This window comes from Actinobacillus genomosp. 2 (assembly GCF_029773605.1).
GTDB lineage: Bacteria > Pseudomonadota > Gammaproteobacteria > Enterobacterales > Pasteurellaceae > Actinobacillus.
The window spans coordinates 87908-105161 of record NZ_CP103807.1 but is presented as its reverse complement, the minus strand read 5'-3'; the positions used below and the strand labels follow the sequence as shown (position 1 = coordinate 105161).

At 37.5% G+C, this 17254-nt stretch carries 15 protein-coding genes; 1 reads left to right on the top strand and 14 read right to left on the bottom strand.

The features are described from left to right. Window positions 1-26: 26 nt before the first annotated feature. Window positions 27-821 (top strand): TatD family hydrolase, encoded by a 795-nt coding sequence (locus NYR60_RS00515; RefSeq protein WP_279467101.1) that lies wholly within the window; start codon window positions 27-29, stop codon window positions 819-821. A gap of 62 nt (window positions 822-883) precedes the next feature. On the opposite strand, the gene gorA is transcribed toward NYR60_RS00515, so the two are convergent. From gorA to NYR60_RS00445, 14 genes are all read right to left on the bottom strand, one after another. Next, window positions 884-2254 carry a glutathione-disulfide reductase gene (gene gorA / locus NYR60_RS00510; protein WP_279467099.1) on the bottom strand — a complete coding sequence of 457 codons (1371 nt, stop codon included), beginning with the start codon at window positions 2252-2254 and terminating at the stop codon, window positions 884-886. Window positions 2255-2337: 83 nt separating this feature from the next. After that, complete coding sequence (locus NYR60_RS00505; protein WP_279467098.1) at window positions 2338-2856, bottom strand: TIGR00645 family protein; 519 nt, start codon at window positions 2854-2856, stop codon at window positions 2338-2340. A 101-nt stretch (window positions 2857-2957) separates the two neighbouring features. Further along, window positions 2958-3596, bottom strand: a complete 639-nt coding sequence (locus tag NYR60_RS00500; protein ID WP_279467097.1) for a nitroreductase family protein — start codon at window positions 3594-3596, stop codon at window positions 2958-2960. A 159-nt stretch (window positions 3597-3755) separates the two neighbouring features. Further along, window positions 3756-5402: a phosphoethanolamine transferase gene (locus NYR60_RS00495; protein ID WP_279467096.1), complete on the bottom strand. Its 1647-nt coding sequence runs from the start codon at window positions 5400-5402 to the stop codon at window positions 3756-3758. A 430-nt stretch (window positions 5403-5832) separates the two neighbouring features. Further along, a complete protein-coding gene (locus NYR60_RS00490) occupies window positions 5833-7122 on the bottom strand; it encodes an ATP-binding protein (protein WP_279467094.1) in 1290 nt (429 codons plus the stop codon). A gap of 8 nt (window positions 7123-7130) precedes the next feature. After that, window positions 7131-7799 (bottom strand): response regulator, encoded by a 669-nt coding sequence (locus tag NYR60_RS00485; RefSeq protein ID WP_279467092.1) that lies wholly within the window; start codon window positions 7797-7799, stop codon window positions 7131-7133. Between the two features lie 194 nt (window positions 7800-7993). Beyond that, entirely contained in the window at window positions 7994-8287 is a 294-nt protein-coding gene (locus NYR60_RS00480) for an AzlD family protein (protein WP_279467090.1), read from the bottom strand. Beyond that, complete coding sequence (locus tag NYR60_RS00475) at window positions 8287-8991, bottom strand: AzlC family ABC transporter permease (RefSeq protein ID WP_279467088.1); 705 nt, start codon at window positions 8989-8991, stop codon at window positions 8287-8289. Before NYR60_RS00475 ends, NYR60_RS00480 begins: the two co-directional genes overlap by 1 nt. A gap of 43 nt (window positions 8992-9034) precedes the next feature. After that, window positions 9035-9829, bottom strand: coding sequence for a peptide ABC transporter ATP-binding protein (locus NYR60_RS00470; protein ID WP_279467087.1), 795 nt, complete (start codon window positions 9827-9829; stop codon window positions 9035-9037). A gap of 123 nt (window positions 9830-9952) precedes the next feature. Beyond that, the gene (gene fbaA / locus NYR60_RS00465; protein WP_279467085.1) at window positions 9953-11029 is read right to left on the bottom strand and encodes a class II fructose-bisphosphate aldolase; all 1077 of its coding nucleotides are present in this window, start codon (window positions 11027-11029) and stop codon (window positions 9953-9955) included. 152 nt (window positions 11030-11181) lie between these two features. After that, on the bottom strand, window positions 11182-12357 hold the full coding sequence (locus tag NYR60_RS00460) for a phosphoglycerate kinase (RefSeq protein WP_279467083.1): 1176 nt from the start codon (window positions 12355-12357) through the stop codon (window positions 11182-11184). Window positions 12358-12515: 158 nt separating this feature from the next. Next, window positions 12516-13904: an SLC13 family permease gene (locus NYR60_RS00455; RefSeq protein WP_279467081.1), complete on the bottom strand. Its 1389-nt coding sequence runs from the start codon at window positions 13902-13904 to the stop codon at window positions 12516-12518. 291 nt (window positions 13905-14195) lie between these two features. After that, on the bottom strand, window positions 14196-15593 hold the full coding sequence (locus NYR60_RS00450) for an SLC13 family permease (protein ID WP_279467079.1): 1398 nt from the start codon (window positions 15591-15593) through the stop codon (window positions 14196-14198). A gap of 233 nt (window positions 15594-15826) precedes the next feature. Continuing rightward, window positions 15827-17218 carry a DASS family sodium-coupled anion symporter gene (locus NYR60_RS00445; protein WP_279467077.1) on the bottom strand — a complete coding sequence of 464 codons (1392 nt, stop codon included), beginning with the start codon at window positions 17216-17218 and terminating at the stop codon, window positions 15827-15829. Window positions 17219-17254: the final 36 nt, after the last annotated feature.

Genomic DNA, 17254 nt, shown 5'->3' with positions numbered 1-17254 from the left:
TTTTTATTTTTTGACGATTCTCTTATATGCAATTCTTTGATACTCATACTCATTTAGATTATGTTGCTGAAAGCCTTAATCTTCCCGTTCCTCAACTCGTTAAAAACGCTGAATATTCAAAGGTTACTCGTATTTTGATTGTATCTATATTTTCAGAAAATTTTGCAAAAGTGACCGCTTGTGCTAAACAAATGCCGGATAATTTAGTTTATGGTTTAGGACTTCATCCGCTTTATATTCAACAACATAAAATAGCGGATTTAGATAATTTAGAATCCTTATTAGCCCAACAAGATCCTCAATGTACCGCTATTGCCGAAATCGGTTTAGAAAGAGCGGTGGAATCGCTATGTACTCCTGATCTTTGGCAAAAACAATGTGAGTTTTTAGAGGCTCAACTTGCGTTTGCTAAGCGGTTTAATTTACCGCTAAATCTACATTCTCGCCGTAGTCATGATCAGCTTTCCGTCTTTCTAAAAAAAGCGAAATTGACCAATACCGGTGTGATCCACGGCTTTGCCGGTAGCTATGATCAAGCGAAACGCTTTGTTGATTTAGGCTATAAAATCGGTGTAGGCGGCACGATTACTTATGCACGAGCGAATAAAACCAGAGAAGCAATCCGTAAATTACCTTTAGAAAGTTTATTATTAGAAACTGACTCGCCTGATATGCCGGTCTTTGGTTTTCAGGGCGAACCAAATCGTCCGGAACGACTCGCTGTAAGTTTCCAAGCGTTATGTGAGCTACGTAATGAATCTCCGCAAGAAATTGCTGAAACAATTTGGAATACGAGTGAGAAGCTATTTTGGCAAAAATAATCCTAGAAATAAAAAAACGGATACCCAAGTATCCGTTTTTTTATTTCTTATTTTGATTCAAACTATCGCATTGTTACAAATTCTTCCGAACCTGTTGGGTGAATTGCTACAGTATTATCAAAATCAGCTTTAGTCGCTCCCATTTTAATTGCTACCGCAAAGCCTTGAATCATTTCATCCACACCGAAGCCAATACCGTGTAAACCGACTACTTTCTCTTCTTTACCGACACACACTAATTTCATTCGGCAAGGTTGGCGATGTTGAGTGACTGCGGTATACATTGCGGTAAATGAAGATTTATATACTTTCACATTTTCCGCACCATATTGTTCAACCGCTTGCGGTTCAGTTAAACCAACTGTACCAATCGGCGGATGGCTAAAAATAACAGTCGGCACTAAATTGTAATCCAAATGCTCATTCGGTTTATTATTAAATAAACGTTCAGATAAACGGCGACCTGCGGCAACCGCTACCGGCGTTAATTCAATACCCCCTTCGATAATATCGCCGACCGCATAAATATTTGGCACATTAGTATTTTGGAATTTATCCACGATAATCTGACCTTTCGCATTGGTTTTTACACCGACCGCTTCCAAATTAATTTTATCGCACGCCGGCTCACGGCCGATTGCCCAAATTAAGCAATCAACCGTTGCTTCACGTCCGTCTGCTAATTTTAACACGAATGAACCATCTTCATTTTTACTGACTTCTTGCGGAATCGCTTGGGTATGTAAAGTAATACCATCCTGTGCTAATACTTCCACTAAGGTTTCAACAATTAATGGATCTTGATTACGTAACGGCGCATGTTGACGTACAAATAAATGCGTTTCAGCACCTAAACTGTTTAACACTCCGGCAATTTCAACTGCAATATAACCTGCACCGACCACAGCAACACGTTTAGGGACTTCACGTAATGCAAAGAAACCATCCGAATCAATACCGTATTCCGCACCTTTTACAGCTGGAATAGATGGGCGACCACCGGTTGCAATCAAAATATGATCGGCCGTAACTTGCTCAGAACTGCCGTCAGCATAAGTCACTTCAATAGTTTTACTATCGACAAATTTCGCAAAACCGTTTAATACATCAACATTATTTTTGGCTAATACGTTATTGTATGAAGTATGGATACGTGAAATATACGCCTCACGGCTTTCAATTAATTTGGCAAAATTAAAGTTATTGAGCGTGACATCAAAACCGTAATCCGGTGCATAGTTATTAATTGCTTCGGCAATATGCGCACCGTAGAACATTACTTTTTTCGGCACACAGCCGACATTAACGCAAGTTCCGCCTAAATGTTTTGCTTCTACAATCGCACATTTTTTGCCATAACTTGCCGCACGATTAATAGAAGCAATCCCACCACTACCGCCACCAATTGCTAGATAATCATAGTGTTTAGTCATAATCTTTTCCTACATAAATAAAGAATAAAAGCGGTTCAATTCTAACCGCTTTTTGTAAAAATGCATTAAATTCTTGTGATACATTAATGATGTTTTGCTGTAACCGAGTGCGAGATTTTATCGGTATAAGCCATTGCAACCGCTGAGATCAAGAAAGTCACATGAATAATTACCTGCCATTGCATGGTTTTTTCATCTAAATTACCGGCATTAATAAAGGTCTGTAATAAATGGATCGATGAAATACTGATAATTGACATACCTAGTTTCACTTTTAATACCGAAGCATTTACGTGATTAAGCCATTCTGGTTGATCCGGATGGTCATCCACTCTTAATCTCGAAACAAACGTTTCATAGCCTCCGACGATAACCATAATTAATAAATTAGCAATCATCACAACATCAATGAGATTCAATACCGTTAACATAATAGTATTCTCATCCATTACGCCTAGGTTTACGATTAAGTTGTAGAGCGATTTCATAAACTTATAAGCGTAGATACCTTGCACAATGATTAAACCTAAATAAATCGGCACTTGTAGCCAACGGCTAGCAAAAATAATCTTATTTAAAATTGAATTATTAATGGGTTGCATACGTCCTCAAAGATAAAATAACAATAAAAAAGCGGTCTAATTTTAACAACTTTTTGCAAAAGTTTTAAGAAATCAGACCGCTTGTTTAAAAAATCTTACAATTACTTCTTAAATCCTTGTCCATTATTCCAAGAAACCGTATATTCCAGCGGTAAACGACTACTCGGTAACGAAGCGGTTGCCGCTTTACCAATCGCTAATAACATGACCGGAAAGTAACGAGTGGCATCTACGTCTAAAGCCGACAATACGGCTGGGCGATCAAATACCCCTATTGCATGAGTATCATAGCCTTTATCTTTTGCAATCAGCATTAATTGCATTGCCACCAAACTGGTATCCGTAATCACTTGATCACGAATGTCCTGTTCAGTTGAAGCATTATGTACACTAAGAAGAAAATCGAGTGAACGTTGTTTAAATTGTTGATGTAAGCAACCGGTTTCAATAGAACGATCTAAAATATCATCAAGCAATAATTGATATTGTAAATCCGCCAAAACTAGAATGACTGCAGAAGCGGTTTCACACGGCGGTGCATTAAAGGCAACTGAGCTAAGCAATTTGCTTTTTTGCTCCATATCATCTACTACGACAAAACGCCACGGCTGTAAATTTGCCTTAGAAGGAGCAAGCTGTGCCAAACTCAGCATTTCTTGTAATTCTTGGCGGTCAATTTTTATATTAGGATTAAACACTTTAATCGTTTTACGCTGCTCAATAACGTTTTTAAGTTCCATTCTTCATTCCTTTTATAAATTATTTGTTTCAGTGTACGTTTAGCACAGATAAAGCGAAATAGTCTAAATGAGGTATTTCAAACTTTTTATGAACTAGATCAAAAAAGCCAATAAGCGGTTAAATTTGATAAAAAAACCACAAAATCCACTCAATCTTGTTTAACGGTGACAACGACCGACAATATCAAGAGAAATATCATATATTGGCAAACTGTGTTTACTCATATCAATATCTAACAAACTAAATACCGTATGGAATACGTTATCGTGTGAATAAGGCTTATCTGCATTACGTTTAATGCAGTCTAAATCAAATGGCTCATTTTTTTCCCAAGATTTTGAGAACCAAATCATCATCGGAATTTTGGTTTGTTCTTTTGGTGCAAGAGAGTATGGCGTGCTATGTAAGTAAATATCGTTTTCACCTAATGATTCGCCATGATCGGAAAAATAATATACTGTACTTTCCCAATCATCTCGTCTGTCTAAGCGTTGAATGACTTGATCAAGAAACTTATCTAAATAAACAATACCGTTGTCATAAGTGTTTACCAATTCTTCATTACTACATTTACTGATTTCATTAGTATCACAAGTCGGCGTAAAAAGGCGTTCGTTTTCGGTGTAGCGTTCATAATAAGTTGGGCCATGGCTACCGATCGTATGCAACACTATCACCGTATCTTTGTCTGCATTTTCAGCTAAGGCTTTATCCAATTCAGGTAACATCACTTCATCTAAACACTCACTATTGGTACAAAGTGAGGAAGTATTACCATTAAAAGTATTAATTTCTTTAACTCGATTAGCCACACCTTTACTATCGCTATTATTTTCAATCCACACCACATTAACACCTGCACGACTCAAAATATCAAGTAAATTATCTTGATTTTTAGCAGTAACTTCATCGTACTGCTCTCGAGTCATTGATGAAAACAAGCAAGGTACAGAAATAGCAGTGGCAGTTCCACAACTGCTGACATTACTAAAATTAATCAAATTCTCACCGCTTGCAAGACGGACTGCCATTTTCGGAGTAGTCTGGCGTACGTAGTTATTGAGTCCCCAATTCATCGCACGAGTTGTTTCACCGAGTACAATGACTGTCACATGACGATAACGATCAGGTTTTTCTATTTTAACATTTTCTGCTAATTTCTCGAACGGACGATTTTCTATTCGACTATGCTTGATTTTACTCACACTAGCAGCAACAAAATTAGACGGAACAATCAAATGAGGCAAGTATTTGTTATTACGGAAAAATGAAGCGTAATCTTGATAAAACTGACTGGCGACTGCAAAAATCATTAACGATGCAGTAAAAATCACTGCAATTCTGAGTGAAATTTCTTTCCACCAAGCTTGGTAAGCGATTCTCACGTTAAGATAAGCGAGTGCCGGCACAATACCAAGGAAGAAAATCCATGCAAGATAGCTTGGCGTTATCATTCGCAGGCTTTCAGCTGGGTTGGTTTGTAATACATTAGTGAGCATGTTGCGGTCAAAATAGACATTGAAAAACAATGAGTTATAGCTTACCGCTGCACTTAATAGAATAAGCAACGGTACAATCACTTTATGTATAAAGGGTAGAGAAAGTAGGTTTAGTACAATATTTAAGGCAGCAAAAAGCACTAACGGCATGGTGTAAATGAAGTAATCATCACTTGTTCCTGTAAATTGGTAGAGACTGACAACTTTTCGGAAAAAACCGATATTCAAGGCAACAGTAACATAAAGTGAAACAAGAGCGATAAGACTAACTTGCGATAAATGCCATTGAGGACGTTTAAATTTCATTGAGTGATCCTTTATATAAAAAAGAGAAAATTGGCGGTTTGATATTTAATTTCATAGGATTAAAGATAAATAGCTATAAGCACACTGATAACTATTTTGTCCAATTATTAATATAATACAGGGGGAAAATTAGGCGAAAATTAGGAAGAATCGTTAAAAAGATAAAGAATATAGTGACATATTCAAACTATTGAAAAATGAAAAAGCCCAAACTAAAACAGTTTGAGCTTTTAAGATCATTATGAAAAAAACATATCGGCTTAGCAGTTCCGATGTAAAACATCTTAAACAAGAAAAATTAGCAGAAAATTAGCAAGCGGACGAATTTTACTAACGTTTTGTAATTATGTGCTCATTGTATCAATGATATTAGTAGATATGGACTGTGTTCAAGCATATCCAATTATTACATTCTAAACGCAGTTAAGAGCTAAGCTTGCAAATAAGATTTACGCAGGAATACTTTGACCAAAAGTCCGGTTGAGAATTTCTGGCTGTCATGTAATTCGAGATATCCACCATAACGTTTGGCTATGTTTACAGCGATGGCTAGACCAAGCCCTGTACCTTGTTGTTCCGTACCGAGAATACGGAAGAATGGTTCAAGTACTCGCTCCCGCATTTCCGATGGAATACCATTACCATTATCCTCTACACTAAAAATCACAAATTCATCATGTTCTTCACAGCTTAGATCAATTTGGCTTTCTGTTGGCGTATATCGTAATGCGTTATCAACCAAAGTTTTAATAAGAGTAAACATATCAATTTCTGGAGCATAAAAAACCACCGTTTGTAAACCTACCACACCAATATCCTGATCTTTTTGCTGGCTAATAGGTAGCAAACTTTCAATAATTTGACGAAATAAATATTGAGAATTGATTTCCATTTTTTGTAAATTTACATAGCTTGTCTGTGCTTTGGCAAGTAAAAGTAGCTGTTCAATTAAGTGACGGTTACGCTTAATACTTTGTTGAATTTGTTCAATTTGCACCGCTTGTTGTGTTGGTAGCCCTTGTCCTGAAAGTCGTTCAGCTTGCAATGAAAGAGCCGTCATCGGACTGCGCATTTCGTGGGCTGCATCTGCAATAAATCTCTGTTGCTGTTCAATCGAATGGAGAGTTCTGACTAACAGTTGATTAATCGCATTGGTAAAGCCTTGAATTTCAGTTGGAACTTGTAAGGTATCAATCGGTGTTAAATCAAGATCTTGACGTTGCTCAATTTCTTGGGCGATATGTTGCACCGTTCGCATTTTAAAATGTACTAAAAATCCAATTGCCAGCACGGTAAGAGGTAATAAAATCGCAAATGGTACAAGATTATCTAACGCTACATCCATCGCTAAATCGGTACGATAATTGCTATTTTGGGCGACTAACACATAACCATCCGGCTTTCGTTTCAAATAAAAACGGTACATATCACCGTTATATTCAGCATCATAAAAGTCTTCATGTTTACCTGTTACATCAAAGATTGCATCAGGGCTTTTCGAAGTTTGTACCAGTAGTTGAATATCATTATGATCAGAATGTTGTTTAGGATAAACTTTATTTGGATCTATATAATCTGCTACCTGTCTTAAAATTCTATCCTGTAATTCATTAGTTTCTCTCCAAATATCAGAAAAGTTATAGCCTGCATTCAATAATGCCGTAATAAACAACAATGCCGAAATACCCCACATCAATTGAGCTTTAATGGAATTTTTCATTACTTCCCCTAACTTTCTTTTGGTACTAACCAGCCCACACCACGCACATTTTTAATATGGCTTTTACCAATTTTTTTACGAATAGCGTGAATAAGAAAATCCACAGCATTACTTTCTACTTCTTCTCCCCATCCATAAAGCTTGTCTTCCAAATCCGATCGAGAAAGAATAATGCCTTGACGTAATACCAAGGCCTGCAAAATTGCAAACTCCTTATTGGTCAGTGCGACAGGTTCATTTTGCCCTATAATATCCACTTGGTAAGTTTGTGGATCTAACGTTAGCACTCCATTACTTGGTTTTGGTGTTGCCTGTCCACTATGACGACGGATAATCGCTCTCATTCGGGCATGCAACTCCGATAAATCAAAAGGTTTGACCAAATAATCGTCCGCACCACCATCTAACCCAGCTAGACGGCTACTAATATCATCACGGGCAGTCATAATTAAAATAGGTGTACTATTTTTTAGATTACGGACATGTTGTAACACGAGTAGCCCATCTTGTCCGGGTAATCCTAAATCTAGCAATACCATATCATACGTTTGATCTCGCAAAGCTGTTTCAGCTACATTACCATTATTGACCCAATCTACAGCATAGCCGATATCTTTTAAGCTATCTTCGACCACATTTGCAATCATTGAATCATCTTCAACTAATAAAACTCGCATAATATTCCCCTATTTAGTATTGAAAGTGATTATATAATGAAAAAAAAGCTCAAACCAAAATTGACTTGAGCTTTTAAGAATCATTGTGAAAAAAACATATCGGCTTAGCAGTTCCGATACAGAGCATTCTAAATAAGAAAAATTAGCAAAAAATTAGCAAGTGTTTAGAATTTTCAAACTTAACCGCTTATCCCTTATAAAACTGCTCTCAATAATCCCGTTGCCACAATTGAAATAACCACAGTCGGAAATAACGAAAATTTCATCATAACTAAACAAGTTATGATTACCGCTATTGTATTGGCAAGATCACCAGACATAATTACCGGTGCAATTACCGAAATTAAAACACAACCCGGTATAGCTTCCATAACTTTTTCAGTTGTCCGGCTTAATTTTCGGTTGCGTAGTACGAGAAAGCCAAGAATACGAGTAAGATAAGTGGAAAACGCCATCAAAATAATCGTGAGAAAAACACTCCATTCCATTATAACGTTCCCCCTTCACTCTCTCCCTTACGCCAAAAATAAGCAGATAAAATACCAGATAATGCTCCCGCAAGCACATACCAAGCACCATCAGCCGTATGATAAACAAAACCTGCAACCAATAAGCTCACAAACCAAGGACGAGCAAGCTTAAATGACTTCCACATTCCTTTTAACATCACTAAAAATATTGCGGTAAAAGACATATCAAAGCCATATTTCTCTAAATCGCCGACAAAAGGCCCAATATAAGCACCGATCATACTGGAGCTAATCCACATTAGATAAAGGCTTATTGCTGTTCCCATATAATAAGGAATACTGATTGCCTTTTCAGGACGTTTTTGTGCATCAGCCAAATTCATTGCCCATACTTCATCCGTCATAAAAAATAATAAACCTAATGATTTTAATCGACCGATATTTTTCATATATAAAGAAAGGGCAGCCCCCATAATAATATGGCGACTATTAATCAGCATTGATACAGCAACAATTACACTGATTGCAAGTGGATGCGTCCAAAGATTCACAGCGGCAAATTCTGAACCACCAGCAAAATTCAGTCCAGTGAGTAAACCAATTTCATAAAACGGCATATCCTTTTGAGAGGCTTGTGCGCCTAATACCAGCCCCAAGGGAATAAAGCCTAGCATCATCGGAGAGGCTTCTTTTACGCCTCGTATAAATTCATTGTATTGCATATTTAATATTATTTTATAAATATAAATTTTAGATATTGAATCGTTATTCACCCCACGCTTCAGGCGTTAATTTTTTACCGAAATGACTCTCAATTAAGCGTGCGGTAATCGGGCTTTGCGGTTCTAACAAAATGCGTTTAGTCTGCCCATATTCCACGATTTCTCCCTCGTGCATTACCATTAATTTATCTGCGATATGTTTAATGATGCCAAGATGTTGCCCGACATAAATAAATGAGATCCCTAATCGTTCCTGTAAATTCAGCATCAAATTAGTCAACTGCGTTCTCACCGAAAAATCTAAGGTACTTAACGTATCATCTGCAATAATAATTTCTGGAGAAAGAATTAAAGCTCTCGCCAATGCAAGCCGCTGCTTTTGACTACTAGACGTATCATTGATGTGAATAAGAGCATGTTCTGGGTACATACCGACTAAACGTAATGTACTGAAAATACGTTCATTACGCTCATTTTCATTTAAATTAGTGGCTAAACGTAATGGAGAATCTAAGATTTGACCGATATTATAATTAGGATCAAAAGCATCATTCGGATCTTGGAACATCATTCGAATATGCTTCGCTCGAAAACGATAATCGCCAAAGTAAAGTGCCTGCCCTTTGAAAATCATTTCGCCGGAAGTTGGTTTTGTGATCCCTGCGATCATCTTGGATAATGTGGACTTACCCGCCCCATTTTCGCCAATAATCGCAATGGTTTCCCCCCTTTCTAAAGAAAAGGAAACATCTTTAACTGCATAAAAGTTGTGTTTACGAAATAAACCGATTCGATCAGTAAAATGCTTATTCAGGTGTTTAATTTCAAGTAAAGGCATTTGATTAGGAATGGATCTTAAAATGGATAACTGAAAAATTATTATCAATTATCCACTCTTAATTAGCAATGAAAAAGACCGCCAATAAGCGGTCTTTTTTGGTCAACTTTTTACAATCTGAAATTATAAAACGTTTACGCAGTTTAAGTCTTCGAAAGATTGCTCTAAGCGTTTAGACATAGATTCTTCCATTTTACGTAACCAAACACGTGGATCGTAATATTTTTTGTTTGGAGAATCAGGACCTTCAGGGTTACCTAATTGCCCTTGTAAGTATGCTTCGTTCGCTTTGTAGAATTGAAGAATACCATCCCAAGATGCCCATTGCGTATCTGTATCGATATTCATTTTAATCGCACCATAGCTGATTGCTTCACGGATTTCTTCACGTGATGAACCTGAACCACCATGGAATACGAAATCGATTGATTTCGCAGGAAGATTACGCTCTTTAGAAACGAACTCTTGTGATGCACCTAAGATTGAAGGTTTTAATTTTACGTTACCTGGTTTGTAAACACCGTGTACGTTACCGAATGCTGCTGCAACAGTGAAACGATGGCTTACTGGGTGTAATTGATCGTAAACATATAAAACATCTGACGGTTGAGTATATAATTTAGACTCTTCAACATCTGAGTTATCAACACCATCTTCTTCACCACCGGTAATACCGATTTCGATTTCAAGCGTCATACCCATTTTGTCCATACGAGCTAAATATTCACGGCAAATTGCCATATTCTCAGCCATAGGTTCTTCTGAAAGATCGATCATGTGAGAAGAGAATAAAGGTTTACCTGTTTCTGCAAAGTGTTTTTCACCTGCATCTAATAAACCGTCAATCCATGGAAGTAATTTTTTCGCAGCGTGGTCAGTGTGAAGAATTACCGGAACACCGTATTCTTCTGCTAATGCATGAACGTGTTTTGCACCTGCGATTGCACCTAAAACATCCGCACGAGTACCTGAAGTAGGTTTAATACCTTTACCGGCATAGAATTGTGCGCCACCATTAGAGAACTGAACGATAACAGGTGCTTTCACACGTGCTGCAGTTTCTAATACTGCATTGACAGAGTCAGAACCCACACAGTTTACTGCCGGAATTGCAAAGTTATTTGCTTTAGCGTAAGCGAATACTTTTTGAACGTCGTCGCCTGTTACCACACCCGGTTTTACGATGTCTAATAATGCCATTTTTGAGTTTCCTATAGTGTTAATAAATTCAAAATTATTCCCCTCTTTAGTGAAGAGGGGTTAGGGGAGATTTGTAAAAAATCGGAGAAAAATCACCGCTTGTAAAATCTCCCCCCAGCCCCCCTCTTTTTCAAAGAGGGAGAGTTAAAGAATTAGCCGTTTGCACGTTTCTCTAAAATTTCAACTGCCGGTAATACTTTGCCTTCTACAAATTCTAAGAACGCACCGCCACCTGTTGAAATATAAGAGATTTTATCTGCAATACCGAATAAATCGATTGCTGCTAACGTATCACCGCCGCCTGCGATTGAGAATGCCCCATTTGCTGTTGCTTCTGCGATTGCATTTGAAATCACTTCTGTACCTTTACGGAAGTTAGGAAATTCAAATACACCAACTGGGCCATTCCAAAGAATAGTTTTTGCAGATTTAATGATATTTGCCAATTCTTCTGCTGATTTATCACCGATATCAAAAATTGATTCATCCGCCTGAACCTCAGACACTGCTTTTTCAGTTGCCGGAGCAGTTTCAGAAAATTCTGTACCAACACGCACATCAACAGGAACAGGAATATTAGTTGCTGCCGCTAAACGTTTTGCTTCAGGAATTAAATCCGCTTCATATAAAGATTTACCTACAGCATGGCCTTCAGCCGCGATGAAAGTATTAGCGATACCACCACCCACGATTAATTGGTCAGCGATTTTTGAAAGGCTATCTAAAACAGTTAATTTAGTCGAAACTTTTGAACCACCTACGATTGCTAGCATCGGGCGTTGTGGCTCTTTTAATGCTTTGCCTAAAGCATCTAATTCTGCCGCTAATAACGGGCCTGCACATGCAACCGGTGCAAATTGTGCCACACCGTAAGTAGAACCTTCAGCACGGTGAGCCGTACCAAACGCATCCATAACGAATACATCACAAAGTGCTGCATATTTTTTCGCTAATTCAGGATCATTTTTCTTCTCACCTTTATTAATACGTACGTTTTCAAGTACCACGATTTCATTTTCAGCGACTTCAACACCGTCTAAATAGTCGCGAACTAAACGTACCGGAACACCTAAATCTGATGCGTTTAAGTAATCAACTACAGGCTGTAAAGAATTTGCTTCTTCGAAAACACCCTCAGTTGGACGACCTAAGTGAGAAGTTACCATTACTTTTGCGCCTTTTTGTAAGGCTAATTTTAAGGTAGGAATGGTTGCACGGATACGTGCGTCAGATGTCACTTTGCCATCTTTTACTGGTACGTTTAAATCAGCACGGATAAATAAACGTTTGCCCGCAAGATCAAGGTCTGCCATTTTAATAACTGACATAGTAAGTTCCTCTTTTTTTAAGTTTCAAAAATAAAACGTTATAATTATATCATTTTCTACCTATTTTGGGCGAATGTAGATCAAATTCTTGAATGATTTTGTAAAAAAACAAACAGTTTTTAACCGCTTACACCCTCCAATTACTCCAAATGGAGTATCTACCACCATGTAGTCCAGAAGAAATATGACATACAACCTAAAATTACTACACAGAGTAAGTTAAGGATTAGTCCAACTTTTACCATTTCACTTTGTTTAATATAACCAGTAGCAAATACAATCGCATTTGGTGGTGTTGCTATCGGCAACATAAAGGCAGCAGACGCACCACAAGCAATAATGGCAGCTAATGAAATCGGCGGTAGACCGAGAGAATTTGCTACTGAGATAAAAATCGGCATCATTAATGCCGCACTCGCAGTATTAGAGGTAAATTCGGTTAGAAATACAATAAATGCCGCCATTGATAATGTCATAATTAACCAGTGTTTATTACCAATATAATTCACAATACCGTCAGCCAAAATTTTACTTGCTCCGGTATCTTTCAACACAATCCCAAGGGTTAAACCACCACCGAATAACATTAAAACGCCCCACTCTGCACGTTCCTGAATTTGCGACCATGTTGCTGTATTGGTAATACAAAGCACGATAACCGCAATCATTGCTATGACCGCATCGAAACTTTTAATCGATTCTTTTAACGCTAAAAATTGACGTACCATCGGTTCAATTACACTGCTGAATGTTAATAAAATTGCTGTGACACAGAATACAATTAAGGTTGTTAAACGTTTAGGTGTTAACGGAATATTTTCTACTTTTGCTTCAAAATGAACATTAAAATTAGGGCGAAGAACAATAAGTAGTGCGATAACCATGGAAATCAGTAACAAAATAGCGACTGGCATACCGTAAGCAAGCCACTCGGAAAATGAAACTTTAATATAAGAAGCTAAAATCGCATTAGGTGCAGATCCTACAACAGTACCCATTCCACCGATACTCGAACTAAATGCAATACCAAGTAAGACAAATACATAAATTTTACGATGTTGTTTAAAATCTAATTGGTGCAAAATGCCTAAAGAAAGTGGCAACATTAATGCGGCAACCGCCGTATTATTGATAAAGAGTGAAAGCCCTGCAGTTACTGCAAATAAGTAGATAATTGTGCGTTTTAAATTTCCTTTTGCCAAACGAATAACATGATTAGCAATCCAAAGATCAATTTGGTGAATATTTAATACCGCCGCGATAACAAAACCGCCAAAGAACATAAAGATAATCGGTTCGGAGAAAGGAGCAAAAGCAGCTTTAGTAGATAGAACATTTAAGAAAATGGCGAAGATAGGTACCATTAAAGACGTGACGGTGATATTAAAGGCTTCCGTTAGCCACAAAATACCCACAAAGATCAATAAAGCCAATCCTTTATTTTCTTGCGGAGCAAACGGCAATAACTTTAATAACGTAAAAAACAAGATCAAATCAAGCGTTAAGATAGTAACGCCTCGTATAGGATTCTTCGTAGTTTTCGACATAATGATACCTCTAATTGTTTGCATATTCATTTTTAGACGCTAAATTCGACAATAACTGATTTTTAACAAAAGTAAAGAGGAAAATTAACAAATTCTTTTATGAAACTGCTTCAATCATTAATTATGCAAAAATATCGTAACCAATCCCTAAAAAATAGAATAAAAAGTTAAAAAACACGAATAAACAATCAAATCACATATAAAAAATCTGCACCTTAATCCGTTGGATGTTTAGTCCAACTTTTGGGATGCAGATCACTAATACACTACGCTTTTTTACAGTCTATTAATCTATTCTAACCAAAAGAAATAGCCAATAAACGAAATAACTAGGATACAGACGATACTGAGTTTATAAGAACGCAACATATCACGTTGTGTGACAACACCTGTACTAAATGCAATCGCATTCGGAGGTGTACCGACCGGCATCATAAAGGCACAGGAAGCACCAAAACCGATAATTAAAGCAAACGCACGAGGGTCAAGATTTAATGACTCTGCAATCGAGATAAAAATCGGCACTAATAACGCCGCACTCGCTGTATTTGAGGTAAATTCGGTTAAACATACGATAAATGCCGCAATGATTAAGCAAATAATATAATAGTGTTTGCCTTCAATAAGCGAAACAATACCTTCCGCCATAATTTTACTCGCACCGGTATGGCTTAATACATAACTTAAGGTTAAACCACCACCGAATAGGAACAATACCCCCCATTCTGTTCCTTCTTGTAATTGGCTCCAAGTCGTTACTCGTGAGGTACATAGAGCAAGCGCAGCAATCATTGCCACCATACTATCAAAGCTACCGATATTCTTAGATAAACCTAATAATGGCGAAATAAAGCTATTCACTTGTTCGCCAAAAACCCAGCAGAGAGCGATTACCACAAAAATACTTAAAGTAATAATACGTTTACGATTCATTGGAATTTCTTCTGCGTGATATTCAAAACTTCCTGAGAATTTAGGACGGAAGTTAAAATACAACACGACCAATGCCATTGGCAATAAAATAGCGACCATCGGTAAACCGTAAATCAACCATTCAGCAAAACCGATGCCTAGTTGTGAAGCGGCAATCGCATTCGGCGGACTTCCTACCAAAGTTCCCATACCGCCAAGACCGGCACTATAAGCAATACCTAAAATCACAAAGGCGAAAGTGTTGTGATCACGTTCTTTATCCATATTACTTAATAAGCCTAAAGCAAGCGGTAACATCATTGCTGCGGTAGCGGTATTACTCATCCACATTGAAAGCACGGCGGTTACAAGGAATAAATAAAGCACCGCAACAAATAAATTACCTTTAGCCAGTGCCATAATTTTATTGGCAATTAATTTATCAATTTTTTGAATATGCAATGCGGTTGCTAAAGCAAAACCGCCAAAGAACAGGAAAATTGTCGGATCTGCAAATGCAACTAATGCCTGTTTGGATTCAACCAAACCTAAAAATACGGAAAGTACCGGAATAAATAGTGCGGTAATGGTGACATGCATTGCTTCGGTAAGCCATAGAACCGCTACAAACGCAAGCAAAGCAAGAGCTTTAGTCGGAGCAGGTTCAAAAGGTAGGAAATTTAGTAATGCTAAAAATAGAATCACATCCAAAATATAAATGATGGTATTCCTGCGATTTTTAGCAACATCTTCTTTAAATTGCTTGGTTTCTGGCATTCAGTGTCCCCCACGCTTCAGATTTGATTAAAATGTTACAATTTATTTAAAACGAAAAGACTATATCAAAAAATCATTGCAAAAAAATAACTAAAGTAAAAAAATATGAGCTACATCATAATTTTTAATCAACAATTTAAACAGGTACAACCATTTATAATAAAAAATGCCCTATTCTAAAATTTGAGAACAGGGCGTAAGCGGTTGATTTTAACTATATTGTTACAAGATTCTTATAGCCAGAATACGTAACCGATAGTTGCAATCACTAGGACACAAATAATATTTAACCAAAAACCGGCTTTAACCATTTCATTTTGCGTAATTTGTCCCGTACCGAATACAATCGCATTTGGTGGGGTTGCTACCGGCAACATAAAGGCACAACTAGCGCCTAAACCAATAATTAACGCCAAACCGAGTGACGGCATATTTAATGCTTCTGCAATCGAAATAAAGATCGGTACTAAAAGTGCTGCACTTGCCGTATTTGAAGTAAATTCGGTTAAGAAAATAATAAATGCCGCAACGATTAATCCGATAATATAGAAATGGCTACCGTCAATTAACGCAACAATACCGTCTGCCATAATTTTGCTCGCACCGGTTTGCCCTAATACCGCACTTAACGTTAAGCCGCCACCGAATAGGAATAGCACACCCCATTCGGTATTCTCTTGAACCTGTTGCCAGGTTGCTACACGAGTAATACAAATCAAGGCGGCTGCAACCATTGCCATAATACTATCAAAGCTACCTATTTTACCGGTTAATCCCAATAAGCTCGAAATCATTGGATTAAGCTGAGAACTAAACACCCAACTTAAAGCGATAAAGGCAAAAATAACCAAAGTTAAAATACGATCACGATTAAGTTCGATTTTTTCAAAGTTCTGCTCAAAAGTAACATTAAATTTAGGCTTAAATACCACATACAGCACACCGACCATTAAGGGCATTAAAATAAACATAATCGGTAAACCGTATTTCATCCAATCTGCAAATGAAAGATGTAATTGTGAAGCAACAATTGCATTAGGCGGACTGCCGACCAACGTTCCCATACCACCGATACTCGCACTATAGGCAATACCAAGTAACACAAATACGTAAGTATTATGATGTTGAGTGCGATCCAGTTTACTTAAAATCCCCATCGCAAGCGGTAACATCATTGCCGCCGTTGCCGTATTACTCATCCACATTGACAGAAATGCCGTAACAGAAAATAAATAAATGACCGCAACAGAAAGTTTACCTCTTGCCATTGTCATAATCTTATTTGCAATTAAGCGGTCTAATTGCTGAATGTGTAGTGCGGTTGCCAAGGCAAAACCACCAAAGAAAAGGAAGATTGTCGGATCGGCAAAGGCAACCAACGCCTCTTTTGATTTAACCAGACCCAATGCAATCGACAAAATCGGAACGAGTAAGGCTGTGACAGTCACGTGTAATGCTTCGGTTAACCAAAGTACCGCAACAAACACTAATAATGCCAAACCTTTATTTGCTTCGGGAGCAAAAGGCAATACATTTAATAAAATGAAAAAAAGTATGACATCCACAATAAATATCACACTATTACGCATATTGGTTTTTGCCACCAGGGCGGAAGTGCTTCCCATAGAATACCCACCTTTATTGAGTTATAAAATAGGTTG